21 protein-coding genes are annotated in these 18,822 nt (G+C 56.7%); 19 read left to right on the top strand and 2 right to left on the bottom strand.

What is annotated here, in order from left to right; genetic code table 11:
* Positions 1 to 6: 6 nt before the first annotated feature.
* Genes COHPA_RS0103320 through COHPA_RS22910 form a run of 3 tightly spaced genes read left to right on the top strand, consistent with a single transcriptional unit; the run spans position 7 to position 2,155 of the window.
* Positions 7 to 666: a GNAT family N-acetyltransferase gene (locus COHPA_RS0103320; protein ID WP_027084777.1), complete on the top strand. Its 660-nt coding sequence runs from the start codon at positions 7 to 9 to the stop codon at positions 664 to 666.
* Between the two features lie 32 nt (positions 667 to 698).
* Entirely contained in the window at positions 699 to 1,370 is a 672-nt protein-coding gene (locus COHPA_RS0103315; RefSeq protein ID WP_027084776.1) for a hypothetical protein, read from the top strand.
* An 11-nt stretch (positions 1,371 to 1,381) separates the two neighbouring features.
* The gene (locus COHPA_RS22910) at positions 1,382 to 2,155 is read left to right on the top strand and encodes an MBL fold metallo-hydrolase (RefSeq protein WP_211237869.1); all 774 of its coding nucleotides are present in this window, start codon (positions 1,382 to 1,384) and stop codon (positions 2,153 to 2,155) included.
* Here COHPA_RS22910 and COHPA_RS0103305 read toward each other — a convergent pair.
* Positions 2,152 to 2,814, bottom strand: coding sequence for a thiamine diphosphokinase (locus tag COHPA_RS0103305; RefSeq protein ID WP_035119978.1), 663 nt, complete (start codon positions 2,812 to 2,814; stop codon positions 2,152 to 2,154). The genes COHPA_RS22910 and COHPA_RS0103305 overlap by 4 nt on opposite strands.
* A 163-nt stretch (positions 2,815 to 2,977) precedes the next feature.
* Here COHPA_RS0103305 and COHPA_RS0103300 point away from each other — a divergent pair, with 163 nt between their 5' ends.
* The 3 genes from COHPA_RS0103300 to COHPA_RS0103290 are packed head-to-tail and all read left to right on the top strand — an operon-like array spanning position 2,978 to position 4,606.
* Positions 2,978 to 3,619, top strand: coding sequence for a trimeric intracellular cation channel family protein (locus COHPA_RS0103300; RefSeq protein ID WP_027084773.1), 642 nt, complete (start codon positions 2,978 to 2,980; stop codon positions 3,617 to 3,619).
* Entirely contained in the window at positions 3,616 to 4,110 is a 495-nt protein-coding gene (locus COHPA_RS0103295) for a low molecular weight protein-tyrosine-phosphatase (protein WP_027084772.1), read from the top strand. Before COHPA_RS0103300 ends, COHPA_RS0103295 begins: the two co-directional genes overlap by 4 nt.
* Positions 4,085 to 4,606 carry a hypothetical protein gene (locus COHPA_RS0103290; protein ID WP_027084771.1) on the top strand — a complete coding sequence of 174 codons (522 nt, stop codon included), beginning with the start codon at positions 4,085 to 4,087 and terminating at the stop codon, positions 4,604 to 4,606. Before COHPA_RS0103295 ends, COHPA_RS0103290 begins: the two co-directional genes overlap by 26 nt.
* A gap of 7 nt (positions 4,607 to 4,613) precedes the next feature.
* Here COHPA_RS0103290 and COHPA_RS0103285 read toward each other — a convergent pair whose 3' ends face one another.
* Positions 4,614 to 5,366 (bottom strand): alpha/beta hydrolase, encoded by a 753-nt coding sequence (locus COHPA_RS0103285; protein WP_027084770.1) that lies wholly within the window; start codon positions 5,364 to 5,366, stop codon positions 4,614 to 4,616.
* A gap of 247 nt (positions 5,367 to 5,613) precedes the next feature.
* Here COHPA_RS0103285 and pdhA point away from each other — a divergent pair, with 247 nt between their 5' ends.
* The 13 genes from pdhA (at position 5,614) to COHPA_RS0103220 (ending at position 18,821) form a co-directional block, all read left to right on the top strand.
* Complete coding sequence (gene pdhA / locus COHPA_RS0103280) at positions 5,614 to 6,720, top strand: pyruvate dehydrogenase (acetyl-transferring) E1 component subunit alpha (RefSeq protein WP_027084769.1); 1,107 nt, start codon at positions 5,614 to 5,616, stop codon at positions 6,718 to 6,720.
* A 27-nt stretch (positions 6,721 to 6,747) separates the two neighbouring features.
* Positions 6,748 to 7,725, top strand: coding sequence for an alpha-ketoacid dehydrogenase subunit beta (locus COHPA_RS0103275; protein WP_027084768.1), 978 nt, complete (start codon positions 6,748 to 6,750; stop codon positions 7,723 to 7,725).
* A gap of 18 nt (positions 7,726 to 7,743) precedes the next feature.
* On the top strand, positions 7,744 to 9,066 hold the full coding sequence (locus tag COHPA_RS0103270) for a dihydrolipoamide acetyltransferase family protein (RefSeq protein WP_027084767.1): 1,323 nt from the start codon (positions 7,744 to 7,746) through the stop codon (positions 9,064 to 9,066).
* A 3-nt stretch (positions 9,067 to 9,069) separates the two neighbouring features.
* The gene (gene lpdA / locus COHPA_RS0103265) at positions 9,070 to 10,491 is read left to right on the top strand and encodes a dihydrolipoyl dehydrogenase (protein WP_027084766.1); all 1,422 of its coding nucleotides are present in this window, start codon (positions 9,070 to 9,072) and stop codon (positions 10,489 to 10,491) included.
* Positions 10,492 to 10,593: 102 nt separating this feature from the next.
* Entirely contained in the window at positions 10,594 to 11,112 is a 519-nt protein-coding gene (locus COHPA_RS0103260; RefSeq protein WP_027084765.1) for an acyl-CoA thioesterase, read from the top strand.
* Between the two features lie 48 nt (positions 11,113 to 11,160).
* A complete protein-coding gene (locus tag COHPA_RS0103255) occupies positions 11,161 to 12,123 on the top strand; it encodes a thymidylate synthase (protein WP_027084764.1) in 963 nt (320 codons plus the stop codon).
* Between the two features lie 365 nt (positions 12,124 to 12,488).
* Positions 12,489 to 14,108 (top strand): plastocyanin/azurin family copper-binding protein, encoded by a 1,620-nt coding sequence (locus COHPA_RS24170; protein ID WP_027084763.1) that lies wholly within the window; start codon positions 12,489 to 12,491, stop codon positions 14,106 to 14,108.
* On the top strand, positions 14,105 to 14,779 hold the full coding sequence (locus tag COHPA_RS24955) for a cupredoxin domain-containing protein (RefSeq protein WP_027084762.1): 675 nt from the start codon (positions 14,105 to 14,107) through the stop codon (positions 14,777 to 14,779). The genes COHPA_RS24170 and COHPA_RS24955 overlap by 4 nt, the downstream gene beginning before the upstream one ends.
* 81 nt (positions 14,780 to 14,860) lie before the next feature.
* Positions 14,861 to 15,427 carry an RNA polymerase sigma factor gene (locus COHPA_RS0103240; RefSeq protein ID WP_027084761.1) on the top strand — a complete coding sequence of 189 codons (567 nt, stop codon included), beginning with the start codon at positions 14,861 to 14,863 and terminating at the stop codon, positions 15,425 to 15,427.
* Positions 15,428 to 15,430: 3 nt separating this feature from the next.
* Complete coding sequence (locus tag COHPA_RS24160; RefSeq protein ID WP_027084760.1) at positions 15,431 to 16,216, top strand: anti-sigma factor; 786 nt, start codon at positions 15,431 to 15,433, stop codon at positions 16,214 to 16,216.
* A 109-nt stretch (positions 16,217 to 16,325) separates the two neighbouring features.
* Positions 16,326 to 16,808, top strand: a complete 483-nt coding sequence (locus tag COHPA_RS0103230; RefSeq protein ID WP_027084759.1) for a dihydrofolate reductase — start codon at positions 16,326 to 16,328, stop codon at positions 16,806 to 16,808.
* Positions 16,809 to 16,914: 106 nt separating this feature from the next.
* Positions 16,915 to 18,405, top strand: coding sequence for a glutamate synthase subunit beta (locus COHPA_RS0103225; RefSeq protein ID WP_027084758.1), 1,491 nt, complete (start codon positions 16,915 to 16,917; stop codon positions 18,403 to 18,405).
* 98 nt (positions 18,406 to 18,503) lie between these two features.
* Positions 18,504 to 18,821 carry a hypothetical protein gene (locus COHPA_RS0103220; protein ID WP_027084757.1) on the top strand — a complete coding sequence of 106 codons (318 nt, stop codon included), beginning with the start codon at positions 18,504 to 18,506 and terminating at the stop codon, positions 18,819 to 18,821.
* Position 18,822: the final 1 nt, after the last annotated feature.

The following is an 18,822-nucleotide window of genomic DNA, read 5'->3' as shown; positions in this document are numbered from 1 at the left end:
TGCCGCATGCGGAAAACGATCAAAGCGACGGACGGGACGACGATGCGCACGGTTATGATTCGTAACTACGAAGCGTCGGATTTCGGGAAGTTAATCGATTTGCAGGCCGAATGCTTTCCGCCGCCGTATCCGTCCGAGCTTTGGTGGAACGAAGCTCAGTTAACGGAACACGTTACGAGGTTTCCGGACGGAGCGATCTGCGCCGAGATCGACGGAAGAATCGTCGGCTCGATGACGGCGCTGCGCATCCGTCTTGAGGAGTACGAACGGCATGATTGGTCGACGATTTCCGATAATGGATATATTAGAACTCATCAGCCTGACGGAGAAACGTTGTATGTCATCGATCTTTGCGTGTCGCCGGCCTTTCGCCGATTCGGGTTGGGTAAATGGCTCATGCAGTCGATGTACGAGACGGTTGTCCATTTGGGATGCGACAGGCTGCTAGGCGGCGGCCGCATGCCCGGATACGGAGCGTTGTCGGACCGCATGACGGCCGAGGAATACTTGGAGCAGGTCGTGCAAGGCAAGCGGAAGGACCCGGTCATTACGTTCCTGCTGCGCTGCGGGAGGATGCCGGCCGGCGTCGTGCCGAACTACTTGGAAGACGAGCAGTCCGCCGACTACGCGGCGTTGATGGAATGGCGCAACCCGTTCAAACGATAGGGAAACGGTAATATATAGAGGAGGATATTGGAATGGAGTACGTTCGTGTCAAATCGATCGAAGACCCGAATTTCGCGGCGATGCACGGGATGATGACGAAGATTTTCCCGCCGGAGGAAGTGCTGGCGTACGAGTTATGGAAGGAGCCGATCGCCGATCCGTCGATTCATGTCTACGTGGCGATCGAAGGGGGAGAGGTTGTCGGCGCGACCGAGTACCGGTATTATCCGGAATTGCGCGTCGCGATGACGGATTTCACCATCATCAGCGCATTAAGCAAAGGGATCGGGAGATTCCTGTTCGTGGAGCGGCAGAAGGACTTGGTTCGCCTGCAAGCCGCTTCGGGTTCGGTGGCGCACGGTATGTTCGCAGAGATCTATAACCCGCAAGCGACGGCAAGCCATTCGTTCGGCGAAGTGCTCGCGATGCATCCGGCGGTACGCCGCGAAGTGCTGTCCCACTTAGGCTATCGCAAGCTGGACATCACCTACGTTCACCCTTCTTGGGATCACGAGGGCAAAGCGGTTACGGGGCTCGACTTGGGCTTCTTGCCGGCCGACCATGCTACGACGCACATTCCTGCTTCTCTCGTTACCGCGTTCTTGAAAACCTATTACGAGGTGCTGCCGAATAAGCCGAAGGAATGGCTGAATATGATCGCGGAGCTCGAGACGCGAAGCGATATTGAGCTCATGCCGCTATAAGAGGAGATACGATGCGGATAACGGTGCTAGGTAACGGCGATTCCATGGGAACGCCCAGGGTGTACTGCGAGTGCGACGTCTGCATGGAAGCAAGATCGTCGGGGGCTAACAGGCGGTATCGTTCTGCCGTGTGGCTGGAGGAGGATACCCTGCCGCCTCTGCTTCTGGATTGCGGGCCGGACTGGAGGACCCAGATGGAGCGGCTTCGCGCGCGTCGCGTCGAGCATGCGCTCATAACGCATGCGCATATGGACCATATCGCCGGACTTACCGATTGGGCCGACAGCTGCAGATGGCTTGGCGAACCGGCGACGTTATATGCGCCGGAAGAGGTGCTCGCGTTAATCCGCAGCAGATATCCATGGGTAGAGACGCAGCTCGAGCTGGTCGCGAACGACGAAGGGATGGACTACGGACAGTGGGCCATCCGAACGTGGAAAGTGAACCACGGCAAGAACGGATACTCCTATGCGTATCGATTCGACCATAAGTCGAGCGGCAAAGCGTGGGCCTATTGCTCGGACGCGATCAACATGTCCGACGAGCAGATCGAGCCTTTGAAAGGTCTTGATCTGCTCTTCCTCGGGACGAGCTTCGCGGAGGAGCCGTATCCGATGGAGACGAGATCGGTATACGATATGAAGGAAGGAGTCGGGCTCGCGGAGCGGATCAAGCCGAAGAACGTCGTATTTACCCATTTGTCGCATGACGTTGACGCGCGAACGGTTTATCCGCTCCCGCCGTACATCAAGCTTGCCGAAACCGGGATGGTCATCGAGCTTTAGTCCCGGCTGCGGATAACGAGCATAAGCCCGCCGCCGATCGTAATCGTACCTGTCGCCGCGACCAGGACGTTGCTGACGCCGATCGATTGGCCGAGCTTGATCGCGGCGTCGCGAAGCGGGTAACGGAAGCCTTCCAGCGTTACTCCCGTCACGGTCTCTGACAACGGAAGCAGCGAGACGTTCTCGTATCGCGAATCCTCGGCGATCCGCATCGCGGCCTTATTCGTACATAATCGAATTTCATTTTGCTCGTCGATCAAGCGCAGGCTGCATTCCAGCTCCTGCGCTTGTTTGAGCAGATGGACGTTGGCGAGGGTATGATCGAATCTCGTACCGAGAGCGCCGATCATATCGATGTCGCGGAATCCTCGGCTTACGGCTTCGCGGAGCGCAAGCTCCGTGTCCGTCCAGTCTTTGTCCACGGCGTCGAACGACAGAAGCTCGTCCGAAAATTCGCGAACGAGATCCAATCCCCCCTGCGTAACCGAGTCGAAGTCCCCGACGGCAAGCTTCATGCGAAATCCGTTCGAGGCAACGAATTCGGCTCCGCGATCGGCTCCGATGATACAATCATAGGTCGCGAGCAGAGCGGAGGCCCATTCCCCGAGCCTGCCTCCGGACACGATTAAGACACGCGGGTGCGGTTGTTGTACGGACACTTGATGACATCCTTTTCTATTCGGGATAAAAATGCGGAACATTTCCTTTAATCCTCTCAGTATAACGGTAAAAAGAGCGTTGCGGAACAGCCGGACCTGCCGCTACAATGAGAGAGGATTGTCATCAATCGACATCGATCGGGATTATCGGAGGTTATCGGCATTGGAATGGGACGTCTTTCATATTTTCAGCTTGATCGGAACGATCGCATTCGCCGTCAGCGGCGCGATCGTCGCCATGGAAGAGGAGTATGACATTCTCGGCGTATTCGTATTGGGCCTCGTAACCGCGTTCGGCGGCGGCGTTATACGAAATCTTCTCATCGGCGTTCCGGTAACGACGCTATGGAGCCAAGGGCTGTTCCTGAAGACGGCGGGCATCGCCATTCTCATCGTGTTTCTATTGCCGATTCATTGGATTCATCATTGGAAAAGAGGCGAAGCGTTCTTCGACGCGATCGGCTTGGCCGCGTTCGCGATTCAAGGCGCATTGTACGCCGTTCAAGAGCATTTGCCGCTTAGCGCGGTGATGGTCGCCGCGATGCTGACCGGAATCGGCGGCGGGATGGTGCGGGACGTCATGGCCGGCCGCAAGCCGCTTGTGCTGCGCGACGAAATTTACGCCGTTTGGGCGTTGTTGGCGGGACTCGCGATCGGTCTTTTCGATTTGCTGCTCGCCTGGGAATTATTCGCTCTGTTTACGGTCGTCGTGTTGTTCAGGATGCTATCCGTCTATTATAAATGGAAGCTGCCTCGTCGGTCGTTGCACGGGGCGCAATCGAAAGATGTTGGAGGGCAAGCATGAGTTATTCCGTACTATTCGTCTGCTTAGGCAACATATGCCGTTCTCCGATGGCGGAAGCGGTATTCAAGGATCTGGTGCTTCGCGAGGGGTTGGGTGACCGGATCGCGGTCGATTCCGCCGGAACGGGCGACTGGCACGTCGGTCATCCTCCTCACGAGGGGACCCGCAAACTGCTGGATCGCAACGGAATCTCCTATGCGGGCATGAAGGCGCGGCAGATCGCCAAAGCGGATGGAGACCGGTTCGATATGATCGTGGCGATGGATACCCGCAACGAGCGCGATATTCGCGGCGTGCTGGGGGCGTCGCCGAAATCGGAAGTGATCCGGTTTCTATCGCTGATGCCGGAGCAAGGGCTCGCGGACGTGCCCGATCCGTATTACACCGGCAACTTCGACGAGGTTTACGAGCTTGTGAAGGAAGGTTGCGCGAGATTGCTCGCGGTCGTTAAGGAGAGAATGGCGCATGCGGGACATTCCGATGAAGGATAAGCCGAACGCGCCGCTGCCGCTTAGCTTCGCGCGAATGCGGCTTGTGAACGAGGAAGAGTTGACGAGGCGGATCGAAGCCGTGACCACGTTGAACGAGAAGAACGGAGAGTTGTACCGGATCGTCAAAGACGCGGAAACCGGCGAGCATTACTTGCATTACGCGGCGTTGCATTTGAACGTGGCAGGCGGCGGAGCGGAGGAGCATTATCATCATTTGCTCCCCGTGCCTCACGACGAGGTCATCGCGATGGCGCTCGGAGCGCCATGGCCGGAATATCCGTCGCAATGGGAAACCGCCTACTTGCGCAACGGACCGCATGGCGGATTCGTCTGGTACGATCCGGACGGCGCAAGTCTGGACGAGGCGGCTTACGAGGAAGCCGCCGCCATGCTCAAGGAGCAGTTGCTCGCGTTCCGCCGCGGTGGTTCGCATACCGAGGAAGATATTCGACGTTTGTTCGAGTCCATAGAGCGCAAGCTCCCGCCCTCGGTATAATCGAGGGTTATCCGAATACCGCAGGCGACGGCCCGAGAAAGGCGCCGAGCGCTTCCGGTATTTCTTTTTGCCAAAAACCCCATTTATGCTCTCCGTCTTTCTCCGAGTAGATGAGCTTGGCTCCTTTGGCAAGCAGCAGCTCGCGAGCGGTTCGGTTCAAGGATACGAAATCGAACACGCCGCGATCGGTCTCGTATGCCGTTTCCTGCAAGCCTACCGTCATCCATAAGCGCAGCGGTTCAAGCGGCCCGGCCAGTCTCAGCTGTTCGATCGACGAGCCGTAGAAAGCGCCGGAGAAGCTGACGATTTGATGGAACAGCTTCGGATACCGAAGGGCTATCGAGAGAGAGACCGTGCCGCCTAAAGAATCGCCGGCCAGCAAGCGCTGCTCCGGCACGTCGCGAACCGGATAGCGCGATTCCACCCACGGGATCATTTCCTCCGCGAAAAACCGCACATAGGCCTCATGCCGATCGCCGTCCGGGGCGTATTCGTTCGTGCGGCGCGTTTTGTCGACATCGACCCCAACGATTATGAACGGCTCCCATCCTTCTTCGATGATCAGGCGTTGGGCTTGCGTCGCGATTCGGCCGAAATTGAAGAAATCTTCGCCGTCCTGGCAGTAAACGACAGGATAACTGATCCACTCTTGAAAGCCCGGAGGCAAATAAACGCGCAAAGACCGGGTTTGCTCCGGCAGTAATCGGCTTGGCATATCGTGTCTAACGATCGTTCTTCGGAATAACGGGTTGTCGCTCATGGAACGAACCTCCTTGGCAGGTATGGGATAACACGGGCTTGGGTAAACCAATTGAAGACTGACTAAGAACGGAGTGTACTATTGTGTTATACAAATTTCATCACCCTGTTATATAAACATAATTGTCAATGAAGCTATATAAATAAAGGATTTTTGGACATTTTCTTTGACCAAATAGGTTAAACAGGGATATAATAATTCTATAACAGAAAGCCCTCTTCCACAATTCAAGATGAGGTGAACCTTAATGAGCAAAGTATCATTGGAAACGCCGGCGAACCAAACTGCCGGTCATGCAGCGCACGAAGTAAGGTCGGATAATGTCGTTCCGTTGCAAGTATTGTCTCCGGAAGGGGAAGTCGTCAACGCGGAGCGTATGCCGAAGCTGTCCGACGACCAATTGAAAGAAATCATGTACCGCATGGTGTTCACCCGCACGTGGGATGATCGCGCCGTTAACTTGGGCCGCCAAGGCCGCCTAGGCTTCTATGCGCCGGTGTCCGGTCAAGAAGCGACGATGGTAGGAAGCGAATACGCCCTCTCCAAAGAAGACTTTATCGCTCCGGGCTACCGCGACATGCCGCAGATCGTCTGGCACGGTCTGCCGCTGTACCAAGCTTTCCTGTATTCCCGCGGTCACCAGCACGGCGGTCAAATCCCGGAAGGCGTTAACGTTCTTATGCCGCAAATCATTATCGGCGCGCAAATTCTGCACGCTACCGGCGTGGCGATGGCGTTCAAGCTGAAAGGCGAGAAGCGCGTTGCGATTACTTATACCGGCGACGGCGGCTCGTCCGAAGGCGACTTCTACGAAGGCCTTAACTTCGCGGGTTCGTTCAAGCTCCCGGTTATTTATTTCGTGCAAAACAACGGTTACGCGATCACGACCCCGTACGCGAAGCAAACCGGCGCGCAATCGATCGCCCACAAGGCGCTCGCTGCGGGTATCCGCGGCCTTCAAGTCGACGGCATGGACGTGCTTGCCGTAATTTCCGCCGTGCAAGAAGCGGCCGAGATCGCGCGTAACGGCGGCGGCGCGACGCTGATCGAAGGTTTGACGTACCGTTTCCGTCCTCACTCGATGGCAGACGATACGACGAAGTACCGCACGAAGGAAGAGGAAGCGGAGTGGAGCCCTAGAGATCCGCTCGTCCGTTTCGGCAAGTATTTGGAGAAAAAAGGGCTTTGGACGGATGAAGATACGGCGCGCGTCAAAGAGGAAGCGAAGAACGCGGTGAACGAGCACATCAAGAAAGCCGAACAAACGGAGAAAATGACCGTGAACGGCCTGATCGATTCGATGTTCGAACATACGCCTCCGCATCTCGAAGAGCAAAAAGCCGATTTCCAATAAATCGTAAGACGGGAGAGTAGACACAGCATGGCTCAGATGAATATGAAAGAAGCGATCCGCGACGCGATTCGCGTCGAGCTGAAGAACGATCCTAACGTCATCGTGTTCGGGGAAGACGTCGGCAAAGTAGGCGGCGTATTTCGCGCGACGGAAGGTCTACAGGCCGAATTCGGCGAAACCCGCGTATTCGACACGCCGCTGGCGGAATCCGCGATCGGCGGACTTGCGGTCGGTCTTGGCATTCAAGGCTTCCGTCCCGTGGCGGAAATCCAGTTCGTCGGCTTCATCTTCGAAGCGATGGACCAAATGTTCATTCAAGCGGCGCGCATGAGATACCGTTCCGGCGGCCGTTACAACTCTCCGATCGTATTCCGTACGCCGTTCGGCGGCGGCGTTAAAGCGGCGGAGCTTCATACCGACTCCTTGGAAGGCCTTGCAATCCAGACGCCGGGCATCAAAGTCGTCGTTCCTTCCAACCCTTACGACGCGAAAGGCCTTCTCGTATCGGCGATTCGCGACAACGACCCTGTATTTTTCATGGAGCATTTGAACTTGTACCATGCATTCCGCGACGAAGTGCCCGAAGATGCTTACACGGTGCCGATCGGCAAAGCGAAAGTCGTTCGCGAAGGCAAAGACGTAACGATCATCGCATACGGCCTGATGGTTCATACGGCGGTTAAAGCCGCGGAAGAGCTCGAGAAGAGCGGCGTATCCGCCGAAGTTATCGACCTTCGCACGCTGCTTCCGCTCGATATCGATACGATCGTCGCTTCGATCCAGAAGACGAACCGCGCGATCGTCGTGCAGGAAGCTCAGAAAACTTCCGGCGCGGCTGCGGAAATTATCGCGCAAATCAACGAGAAAGCGATTCTGCATCTGGAAGCGCCGGTTCTCCGTTGTGCAGGTCCGGATACGGTATATCCGTTCGCGCAGATCGAAGACGCTTGGTTGCCTACGACGGCGCGCATCGTGAAAACCGTTAATCAAGTGCTGCAGTTCTAATCGGAGGAGGAATGCCAGATGGCTAGATTTGAATATCGGTTCCCCGAGCTGGGCGAAGGACTGCATGAAGGCGAAATCGTCAAGATGCACATCGCGCCGGGCCAAACGGTGACGGACGAAGATATCATCATGGAAGTTCAAAACGATAAAGCGATCGTTGAAGTGCCGTGCCCGGTAAACGGCAAAGTAACCGAAGTCCGCGCGAAAGACGGACAGGTTATGCATGTCGGCGACATCGTTGCGATTATCGAAGCGGAAGGCGACGTTCCGGAGCAAGCGCCGTCGGCCGATAGCCATGCGCAAGCCGAAGGCGGCGCGTCCGGCAATAGCGCGGTAGGCGGCGCGGATACGAAAGGCCAGCCTGCCCAAGAAGCAACGGCTGCCCCTGCGGCAGCAGCTCCGGCTGCTCCTGCGGGCAACGCCAACGTGCTGGCAACGCCAAGCGTGCGCAAGCTTGCTCGCGAGAAAGGCGTCAACATCGCGCAAGTAGCAGGTACAGGCAAGAACGGACGCATTACCCGCGAGGACGTGCTCGGCTTTACGGGCGCCGCTCCTGCTGCGGCTGCAACGTCTGCTGAAGCTCCTGTAGCGGCGGCGACGGCTGCGCCTGCGGCGAAAGCTGCCGGACCTGTCGGTCAGGGCGTAGAAGAGCGCGTTCCGTTCAAGGGCATCCGCAAGGCGATCGCGAACGCGATGGTCAAGTCGGTATATACCGCGCCTCACGTTACGCTCATGGACGAAGTGGACGTATCAGGCCTTGTCGCGCTTCGCAACCGCGCGAAGCCGATCGCCGAGAAGAAAGGCGTCAAGCTGACGTACTTGCCGTTCATCGTCAAGGCGCTCGTAGCGGCTTGCCGCGAGTTCCCGGTCATGAACGCCATGATCGACGAAGCGGCTAACGAGATCGTCTATAAGAAGTACTACAACATCGGCATCGCGACGGATACGGACAACGGTCTGATCGTTCCGGTCATCTTCGACGCCGACCGCAAGAACGTATGGTCCGTGGCGAACGAGATCCGCGATCTCGCCGTGCGCGGCCGCGACGGCAAGTTATCCGCGGGCGAGCTCAAAGGCAGCACGATTTCGATCACGAATATCGGCTCGGCGGGCGGCATGTTCTTCACGCCGGTCATCAACTTCCCTGAAGTCGCGATTCTCGGCACCGGCCGCATTACGGAGAAGGCGGTCGTCAAGAACGGCGAGATCGTGGCCGCTCCGGTGATGGCATTGTCCCTAAGTTTCGACCATCGCATCATCGACGGCGCGACGGCTCAGAACTTCATGAACTACATCAAACAGCTGCTGGCAGATCCAGAGCTGCTCGTAATGGAGGTTTAACCCATGGTAGTAGGAGATGCATCCCTCGATATCGATTTGCTCGTCATCGGCGCCGGCCCCGGCGGTTACGTAGCCGCGATTCGCGCCGCTCAGCTCGGGCAGAAAGTCATGATCGCGGATAAGGGCAAGTTCGGCGGCGTCTGCTTGAACGTCGGCTGTATTCCTTCCAAGGCGCTCATTAACGCCGCGCACCACTACGAAGCGATGCAGCATGCGGACGAATACGGATTGTCGGCAGAGAACGTCAAAGTCGACTTTACGAAAGTACAAGCCTATAAGTCGTCGGTCGTGAACAAAATGACCGGCGGCGTCGAAATGCTGCTGAAGGCGAACAAGGTTCAAATGTTCAACGGCGAGGTCATGTTCATCAACCAGAACGAAGCCCGCCTGTTCAACGACCAAGAAGCGCCTCGCTACCGCTTCAAGAACTGCATCATCGCGACGGGCTCCCGCCCGATCGAGCTGAAGCCGTTCCCGTTCGGCGGCCGCATCCTGTCCTCGACAGAAGCGCTGTCGCTGAATGAAGTGCCGAAGAGCCTCGTCGTCATCGGCGGCGGCTACATCGGTGCCGAGCTTGGCCAAATGTACTCGAAATTCGGCACGAAGGTCACGATCCTTGAGGGCGCGGACACGATCATGCCTGGCTTCGACAAAGACATGAGCCAGCTCGTCGTGAAGAAGATGAAGAAGAACAACGTCGAGATCGTTAACGGCGCGCTTGCCAAAGGCGCTACGCAGACGGACAAAGACGTTACCGTAACGTACGAAGTCGGCGGCGAAGAGAAGTCGGTAACGGCGGACTACCTGCTCGTTACCGTTGGCCGCCGTCCGAACACGGACGGAGAGCTTGGCCTCGACCTGATCGGCGTCAAAGTCGGCGAGCGCGGCCTGATCGAAGTCGACGACCAATGCCGTACGAACATCCCGAACATCTACGCGATCGGCGATATCGTTCCAGGCGCTGCGCTGGCGCACAAAGCTTCCTACGAAGCGAAAGTCGCTGCGGAAGCGATCGCGGGACTGCCGTCCAAAGTCGATTACAAATGCATCCCTGCCGTGGCCTTCTCCGATCCGGAATGCGCAAGCGTCGGATACACCGAGAACGAAGCGAAAGACAAAGGCTATAAAGCGAAATCGAGCAAGTTCCCGTTCGGCGGCAACGGCCGCGCGGTTACGCTCGGCGGCGCGGACGGCTTCATGAAGCTCATCCACGACGAGGATACCGGCCTCGTGCTCGGCGCGCAAATCGCCGGCGTCGAAGCGTCCAACATGATCGCGGAGCTTGGGCTTGCGATCGAGATGGGCGCGACGATCGAGGACATCGCGCTGACGATCCATGCGCATCCTACGCTCGGCGAGATCACGATGGATACGGCGGAGCTCGCGATGGGCCATCCGATCCACACGATGGCGCCTAAAAAATAACCTATTCTTTACCATGCACCTTCCGTGGCGCGGCGATATCGTCGTCAGCGCTTCGGGAGGTGCATATTTTTATACGGAGCCGATGAAGGAGAGTGGAGCGCGATGGATGAACAGACGAATGCGATACCGGTCAGCCAGTCCCGGTCGATCATGACGGAGCTCGTGTTTCCTACGGATACGAATCACCACGGCACGATGTTCGGCGGAACGGTCATGAAGTACATCGATAAGATATCCGCGATCGCGGCGATCCGTCACTGCCGCAAACCGGTCGTGACGGCATCGACGGACAGCCTGGATTTCGTGTCCCCGATCCGGATGGGGGAAGCCGTCGAGCTGGAAGCGTTCGTCACTTGGACGCACCGCAGTTCGATGGAGGTGTACGTCGTCGTCCGCGCGGAAAATTTGTTCACGGGCGAGCGGCGCGTGACCGTTACGGCGTTCTCCACGTTCGTGGCTTTGAACGAGGACGGCAAGCCAACGCCGGTTCCGCCGGTTCAGCCCGAGAACGAGCAGGAGCGCAAGCTGGCGAGCAGCGCGCCTGAGCGCCACGCGCTGCGGATGAAGCGGCGGCACGAACGATTTGCTTCCGCGGAATCGACAGATTCTCGGACCGAATGATAGAATAAGACGTGTTGATCGGGAACATCGAGCGGAGGTACTTGGACGATGAGCGCTAATGAAACGGCTTATTTGAATTTATTGAAACATGTGAAGCAGCACGGGGCAGTGAAGCAGGATCGGACGGGAACGGGGACGATATCCGTATTCGGCTACCAGATGAGATTCGATCTCGAAGAAGGCTTTCCGCTGCTTACGACTAAGCGGGTTCCTTTCCGGCTCATTGCCAGCGAGCTGTTATGGTTCATTAAGGGAGACACGAACATTCGGTATCTGTTGCGGCATAACAATAACATCTGGAACGAATGGGCGTTCAAGAAGTGGGTGGAAAGCGCCGAATACAAGGGACCCGATATGACGAACTTCGGCCTTCGGTCGCAGACCGATCCGGAGTTTAACGCGGAGTACTTGGAGCAGGAGCAGATTTTCAAAAAGCTCGTGCTGGAAGACGACCGATTCGCGAGCGAATACGGGGATTTAGGCAACGTGTACGGCAAGCAGTGGAGACGATGGACAACGTCCCGGGGCGATACGATCGACCAGTTGAAGAACGTGATCGATGAGATTAAGAGAAATCCCGATTCGAGGCGCTTGATCGTAACGGCCTGGTCGCCGGAGGATGCGACGCCTCAGCGTTCGGCGCTGCCGCCATGCCATACGCTGTTTCAGTTTTACGTGGCTAACGGCAAGCTGTCGTGCCAGTTGTATCAGAGAAGCGGGGATATATTCCTCGGGATTCCGTTCAACATCGCCAGTTACAGCTTGTTGACGCATATGATCGCGCAGGAATGCGGGCTCGGCGTCGGGGATTTCGTGCATACGATCGGCGACGCGCACATTTATTCGAACCATCTGGAGCAGATCGACACGCAACTGGCCAGAGACGTCAGGCCGTTGCCGACCTTGAAGCTTAACCCTGCAATCCAGTCTATTTTCGATTACGACGTTGAAGATTTATCGGTTGAAGGGTACGACCCGCACCCGGCGATTAAAGCGCCTGTTGCCGTATAATACAGACCTTTTACAGATGGCGGCACAGATTCCTGTGCCGCCATTCGGCGTTCTGAGTGACTGCCGATATCACACAACTGCAAACATGCAGTAATAAAATGCTGAATTTGTTATCGAGGCAGGAATAGATGCGAAACTGCATGTATGAGGTCAGTATTTCGCCATTCAGGGCAAACGCTCAAGTAATAGCTGTACTTATGTAGGCGTGCCGGTTGATCTTCGCTGAGCAAATGGAATGCCTGCACTTATGCAGGCGTCTATGCTAACTTAGAAATTTCCGCTTTTTTCCTCAGCCGCTCAAACCGAAAAGCCCAATCCTTCGTTTCCTATAAGGAATGACAAGACGGAAGGAGATCGGTTAACGGATGAAGAGAAGGAGCAGGCTGTTATTGACGGTTGTGCTCGCGGCAAGCCTACTGACCCTCCCATGGACCGCGCAGGCGGAAGAGGCGCTCCCGAGCGGCGAAACCGCAGGGCCGGCGATCGTTCATGCGTCGGATCTCGCGGCGCAGTTAGGCGTGCTTGTCGGGGATGGCCAGGGCGTCACTGACGCTTACTCGGCGAAATCGACAACGAGAATTCAAGCGGCGATTTTATATTTGCGGTTGATAGGCAAGGAGCATGAAGCGCACGCTTATACCGGAACGGATACGTTCTTAGACGCGTCGTCCGCTGGAAAAGCGAACGCGCCGGCATTGGCGTACTTGAGGAATCATCCCGAATACGGTTGGAACGGAACGGGCGGCAACCGATTCGAGCCTGCGGCGCTCGTCACGTCCCAGCAGCTGTATAAGGTCATGCTGGAAGCGCTAGGGTATAAGGCGGGCGCGGATTTCGCCTACGACGATGCGCTTGCCTTCGCGGCGGCCAGAGGCTTATACCGCGCTGCTGACGCTTCGCCGTTCACGAACGCGGACCTTGCCGTCGCGTTGATCGAAGCGCTGCAAGCGACGGTCAAGGGCGGCGGAAAGACGTTGGCCTCTCAGCTCGCGGAGCTGAAAGTGATTCCTGCGGGAGCGGCGGATAAGCTGAGCGGCAATCGCATCGATATCGCCGAAGCGGCAGACGGCACGGCTTATTTGACGGACGGACAAGGTAGGGCGCTGTATCTATTCGCGACCGACACCGTCGATCCGGACTCATGCCAAGGCCAATGTCTCGCGAACTGGCCGATTGCGTACTCGGATAACGTTTTGTTGGCTAACGGTTTGGAACGTTCGGATTTCGGTTCGTTCACGCGTTCGGACGGTAAGCGTCAGTTAACGTACAAAGGTTGGCCTTTGTACTATTTCGCTAAAGACACGATGGCGGGAGACCTGAACGGCGAAGGCATGGGCGGCGTTTGGTTTTCCATCAAGCAGCCGTTCTATACGATCGGTTTGGGTACGGACGCGAAGCTTGGCAACTATTTGGTCGACAGCCAAGGGAACACGCTGTATTATTTTGACAAAGACCCGGTCGGCGCAAGCGTTTGTACGGGTAGTTGCCTAGAGAACTGGCCTGCGTTCCACGCGGACGCCATTCAAGTTCCGAAAGCTCTCAACGCGAGCGACTTCAGCGAAATCACGAGGGAAGACGGCACGAAACAGACGATGTTCAGAGGCTATCCGCTGTACTATTTCGTCAATGACGCGAAGCGCGGCGACTTGAACGGGCAAGCGGTTAACGGCGTATGGTTCGTCGTCGATCCGTCCGGATTCGAGGGGACGACGACAGGGCTTGACCAATCGGCTAAGGTCACCATCGAGATGAAGGATTACAAATTCCAATCGGCCGACATTACGGTTAAAGCGGGCACGACGATCGAATTCATCAATCGGGATGCCGATATGAAGCACAACGCCGTCGCGGTGGACGGAGCATTCGAGACTCCGTTGCTGGATGAAGGGGAATCCGCCGCGATCACGCTGACGAAGCCGGGCGTCTATGAATATTTCTGCGAGCCTCATAAATCGTTCATGAAAGGGAAGATAACCGTACAATGAAACGACTGACCTCCAAGGGATTCGCGGCGATACTGGTCGCAGCGTTGCTTCTGGCTCTGGCGGCATGCGGTTCCAACAATGACAATGAACCTGCTGCGGCGCCAAGCGCAAGGGCTTCGGATACACCAGTAAGCAGCGACGTCTCGGCATCTCCGACGGAACAATCGTCAGCTTCCCCGGCAGCTTCTCCATCGGCCGAACCGTCCGCATCCGCCAGCGCCTCGCATGAAGAGGAGCACGAGGCGGAACAGGAAGCCGAATCGACTCCGTCCGCGGAACCTTCATCATCGCCGAAGCCGGTTCAACCAGCGTCGCCGAAGCCGTCGGCATCCGCATCCGCATCCGCATCCGCAGAAGCCTCTGAAGGAGCAACGGCTACGCCGTCCGCTTCACAGGATGACGATGCGGACCAAGCGCAAGAAGTCGTCGTAGAGATCAAGGGCTTCGCCTTCTCCCCCGCGGAAATCACGATTAAGAAGGGGCAGACGGTCACGTTCGTCAATCGCGATAAAGTGAAGCATAACGCCGTGGCTGATGACGGTTCGTTCGAAACCGTTCTGCTAGGCCAAGAGGAGTCCGCGACGGTAACGTTCGACGAGACAGGGGCGTTCGGGTATTATTGCATGCCGCATCCGAATATGAGGGGTACGATCACAGTTACGGAAGATTAATCGTTGGCGGGCGGGGAGCTGAATCCCTGCCCGCCTGTTTCGCTTTTGCCTGGAGAGAAGAGGAACAAGGAGAAGGTGCATATGCCTATACCGTCCGATGCGGAGTTGATGAGACAAATCCGCGAGCAACGCAAAGACGCGCTCGAGCTGCTGTACGATCGATACGTCCGGCTTGTCTACTCGTTCGCGCGCAAAGCCTGCGGCGACGAATCGCTGGCGCGAGAAGTCGTTCAGCTCGTGTTCACGCGCCTCTGGACGACGCGGGCGGAATTCGACGCGGGCCGAGGCGCGTTCTCGAATTGGCTCGTCACCGTGACGAGGAATATCGCCATCGATGTCATGCGCCGAGAGCGGCGTCACAGGCAGACGGTATCCATCGACGAATGGACCGGGAGTAACAGCGAAGATGAGCCGGGCAATCCGGAAGCCGCGGCGTTGCGCAGATCCGCGCAATCGGAACTCGCAAGAGCATCGCGGGCGTTAAGCCAAGCGCAACAGCGCGTTATCGAGCTTCTCTATTGGAAAGGATTCACGCTTCAAGAGATTGCGGAAATGGGCCATGAACCGTTGGGAACGGTCAAAAACAGGCTTCATCAAGCGCTAAAGACGCTGCGCAGACAACTCCAAGGCTTGAGGGAGGAACAGTGAACCATGAATAGTCCGGATACGAATCCTTGCGAAGGATTAATCGATTATATAGCAGGCTGCAGCTCCGACGTAGAGCGCAAACGGTTCGAGAAGCATATGGCTGCCTGCGCGGCTTGCAGGGAAGAAGCGGGCATATGGCGCGACATAGGGGAGAGCGAGGCCGGCAACATGGATTTGATCGAGCCGCCGGCGGACTTGAAAGACGAAGTGCTAGGTTCTTTGCTGCGGGATATGGAGACGGATACGTCATCCTTGATCGGTTCGCGCAAGCCGAAGCAAATGCTGAAGAAAATAAGCATTTACGCGACGAGCGCGGCGCTCATTGCGTTCGTGTTCTTCGCGGGCTGGTTCAGCGCGATCTCCTTGGATGCCGAGAATCGTTCCGCGGAAGTATCCGCGGCCCCGATGCCGGCGACGATCGATACGTTATATCGCCTAACCGCGGTAGAAGAGTCAGGCAAGTTCGAAGGTCGATCGCGCGCTTACGGCGTTGCTTGTAAGGTCAATTCCGGCCGACAGGAGCAACTCGTCGTCTATGTGTTCGATTCCCCGGAAACGCAAGGCACCGAAGCCTATCAGGTATGGCTGTGGAATAAAGGCGAAAGAAGAAGCGCGGGTACGTTCAAAGTAGATTCGACCGGCATCGGCATCATGACGTTGTCGCTCGCGGACACGTCCGACCCGTTCGACGCGATCGGCGTCACGCTGGAACCGGACAACGCTTCGACATCGCCGAGAGGGCCCAAAATGTTCGGGTCCGATCAGGCGGACGAGCCGGAGAAAGCCTAATATTGGAAAGGGGTCGGCCAATAATGTTCGGGTAGGCAACCCTAAATAGGTGTGATATGATAAGGAATAACGATTTTCTAAACCTATTTCCGAACTTGAGAGGTATCCGATGTCGGTAACGCTTATTGCAGCTGTCGCTTCCAACGGCATTATTGGGAACAATAATGAATTGATATGGCGACTGCCTGCGGATATGGCTTTTTTCACTCGCAACACGCTAGGCAAGCCGGTGCTGATGGGGCGCAAAACGTTCGAATCGCTTAAGCGTCCGCTTAGGGACCGCACGAACATTATCGTGTCGAGAACGATGAAGGAGGCTCCCGAAGGCTGCGAGTTGGCGCGGTCGGTTGACGAAGCGCTGGCGAAATACCGCGATTCCGAGCTCATGGTCATCGGAGGAGCGGAAATCTACGCCCTGACGCTGGACGTCGCGGATCGGCTGCTGCTGACGGAGATCGATCAAGCTTTCGCGGGAGACACGTATTTTCCTCCATATGATCGGTCGCAATGGAAGCTCGTATCTCGTACGCCAGGCGTACAGGATGAGCGGAATCTGCTGCCGTATTCGTTCTGCGTATACGAGCGCGCCTAGCGGAATGATGCAAATTAATCGTCGTAAAGTCCATTCTTGCATATGACCCGATTTGATAGGATGATCTATTATTAGCGCGTAACTCACGGCAGATGGAGGAAATGTGATGTCGACACCTACGGGATTCATGGAATATAAACGGGAACTTCCGAGCGATCGCGATCCTCTGGAGCGCATCAAGGACTGGAAGGAGTTCCACCGGATGCTCTCCGACGAGCAGCTTAGAACGCAAGGCGCGCGCTGCATGGATTGCGGAACCCCTTATTGCCATACCGGGATGGAGCTTTCGGGCAACGCTTCCGGATGTCCGATCAACAATCTGATTCCGGAATGGAACAACCTCGTCTATCGCGGTCTTTGGAAGGAAGCTTACGAGCGCCTGAGCAAGACGAACAACTTCCCCGAGTTTACGGGGAGAGTATGTCCGGCCCCGTGCGAGGGCTCTTGTACCGTCGGTCTGATCGGCGATGCCGTAACGATCAAGACGATCGAGCAAGCGATTATCGACCGCGCTTTCGAGGAAGGCTGGGTCGTACCGGAGGTTCCTAAGAACCGGACCGGCAAGAAAGTCGCGGTCGTCGGTTCGGGACCTGCCGGCCTCGCGACCGCAGCGCAATTGAACAAAGCGGGCCATACCGTCACCGTATTCGAGAGAGCGGACCGCATCGGCGGATTGCTGACGTACGGCATACCGACGATGAAGCTTGAGAAACACATCGTGCAACGTCGCGTCGATCTGCTGGCTGCCGAAGGCGTCAAGTTCGTTACGAATACCGAGATCGGCAAGGACATCTCCGCTCGCGAGCTGCAAGAGCAGTACGACGCGGTCGTCCTGTGCGGCGGCGCGACGAAAGCGCGTCCGATCGGCAACGTCGATGGACATCAGCTCAAAGGCATCATCCCGGCGATGGACTATTTGAACAGCACGATCAAGAGCTATCTCGATAACGGGCTGCAGGAAGGCACGTATATTTCGGGCAAAGACAAGCACGTCATCGTGATCGGCGGCGGGGATACGGGGACCGACTGCGTCGCTACCGCCCTTCGTCACGGCTGCGCCAGCGTTACCCAATTCGGCACGCACGCCAAGTCGCCTCTGGAGCGCGACCCGCTCAACAATCCTTGGCCGGAGTATCCTAACGTATATACGCTGGATTATGCCCACGAGGAAGCGAAAGCTCTCTACGGCGAAGATCCTCGCGCATTCTCCGTGCTGACGAAGAAGTTCGTCGGCGACGAGAACGGTAACGTGAAGGAATTGCATACCGTGCAAATCCGCCGCTACGTGGACGAGCAGGGACGCAAAATTTACGAAGAAATTCCGGGCACCGAGAAAGTATGGCCTGCGGATCTTGTTCTCGTAGCCGTCGGCTTCGAAGGACCGGAACGCACGATCATCGACGAGCTCGGCTTGGAAACCGACCGCAGCTCGAACGTTAAAGCTCGTTACGGTAAATACAACACGAACATCGATAAAGTGTTCGCCGCCGGCGACATGAGACGCGGACAAAGCTTGATCGTATGGGCGATCAATGAAGGCCGCGAGGCCGCTCGCGAAGTCGATCGCTTCTTGATGGGAAGCACGATGCTTCCTTAACGAACGGCATATCGATAGAGAGGTTGTTCCCGCGCATCTGGGAACGGCCTCTCTTTTGCGTTAAGATGTAAGGGGCAATAGTCGAAGGAGGATTATAGATGATTCGATACGGAGATGAACGATGGACCGAACTTCGATTCGCGAAGTTCGAATATACGGCGGAACGCCGCGATACGCAGTGGGTGGACGTTGAGCTCAAAGTCGAGACGAGCGAGCAGACGCCGCTGCCGACCGACGTGATCGATTTCTCGATTCTGGCCGTCTGTACCCATAACGGACATCCGATTCAGCTCGTCGCCATGGAAGAAGGCTGCGACAGCGAATATCAGTTGACCGATAGCGAGAAGGAACAGATCGAAGCGTTCGTTCGCAGCCCGGACGTACAAGCTGCCATTCGCGGTGCCGTTCTTGCTTAAT

It is taken from the genome of Cohnella panacarvi Gsoil 349, from assembly GCF_000515335.1.
GTDB classification, from domain to species: Bacteria; Bacillota; Bacilli; order Paenibacillales; family Paenibacillaceae; genus Cohnella; species Cohnella panacarvi.
Note: the sequence above shows the minus strand (reverse complement) of the source record. Positions and strands in the feature narration are given on the sequence as shown.

Bases quoted from the DNA above. Each gene is read 5' to 3' on its own strand.
- lpdA (WP_027084766.1), top strand. From the start codon at position 9,070: ATGGTAGTAGGAGATGCATCCCTCGATATCGATTTGCTCGTCATCGGC.
- COHPA_RS0103260 (WP_027084765.1), top strand. From the start codon at position 10,594: ATGGATGAACAGACGAATGCGATACCGGTCAGCCAGTCCCGGTCGATC.
- COHPA_RS24170 (WP_027084763.1), top strand. From the start codon at position 12,489: ATGAAGAGAAGGAGCAGGCTGTTATTGACGGTTGTGCTCGCGGCAAGC.
- COHPA_RS0103315 (WP_027084776.1), top strand. From the start codon at position 699: ATGGAGTACGTTCGTGTCAAATCGATCGAAGACCCGAATTTCGCGGCG.
- COHPA_RS0103295 (WP_027084772.1), top strand. From the start codon at position 3,616: ATGAGTTATTCCGTACTATTCGTCTGCTTAGGCAACATATGCCGTTCT.
- COHPA_RS0103220 (WP_027084757.1), top strand. From the start codon at position 18,504: ATGATTCGATACGGAGATGAACGATGGACCGAACTTCGATTCGCGAAG.
- COHPA_RS0103240 (WP_027084761.1), top strand. From the start codon at position 14,861: ATGCCTATACCGTCCGATGCGGAGTTGATGAGACAAATCCGCGAGCAA.
- COHPA_RS24955 (WP_027084762.1), top strand. From the start codon at position 14,105: ATGAAACGACTGACCTCCAAGGGATTCGCGGCGATACTGGTCGCAGCG.
- COHPA_RS0103270 (WP_027084767.1), top strand. From the start codon at position 7,744: ATGGCTAGATTTGAATATCGGTTCCCCGAGCTGGGCGAAGGACTGCAT.
- COHPA_RS0103275 (WP_027084768.1), top strand. From the start codon at position 6,748: ATGGCTCAGATGAATATGAAAGAAGCGATCCGCGACGCGATTCGCGTC.
- pdhA (WP_027084769.1), top strand. From the start codon at position 5,614: ATGAGCAAAGTATCATTGGAAACGCCGGCGAACCAAACTGCCGGTCAT.
- COHPA_RS0103255 (WP_027084764.1), top strand. From the start codon at position 11,161: ATGAGCGCTAATGAAACGGCTTATTTGAATTTATTGAAACATGTGAAG.
- COHPA_RS22910 (WP_211237869.1), top strand. From the start codon at position 1,382: ATGCGGATAACGGTGCTAGGTAACGGCGATTCCATGGGAACGCCCAGG.
- COHPA_RS0103230 (WP_027084759.1), top strand. From the start codon at position 16,326: ATGTCGGTAACGCTTATTGCAGCTGTCGCTTCCAACGGCATTATTGGG.
- COHPA_RS0103285 (WP_027084770.1), bottom strand. From the start codon at position 5,366: ATGAGCGACAACCCGTTATTCCGAAGAACGATCGTTAGACACGATATG.
- COHPA_RS24160 (WP_027084760.1), top strand. From the start codon at position 15,431: ATGAATAGTCCGGATACGAATCCTTGCGAAGGATTAATCGATTATATA.
- COHPA_RS0103225 (WP_027084758.1), top strand. From the start codon at position 16,915: ATGTCGACACCTACGGGATTCATGGAATATAAACGGGAACTTCCGAGC.
- COHPA_RS0103320 (WP_027084777.1), top strand. From the start codon at position 7: ATGCGGAAAACGATCAAAGCGACGGACGGGACGACGATGCGCACGGTT.
- COHPA_RS0103290 (WP_027084771.1), top strand. From the start codon at position 4,085: ATGCGGGACATTCCGATGAAGGATAAGCCGAACGCGCCGCTGCCGCTT.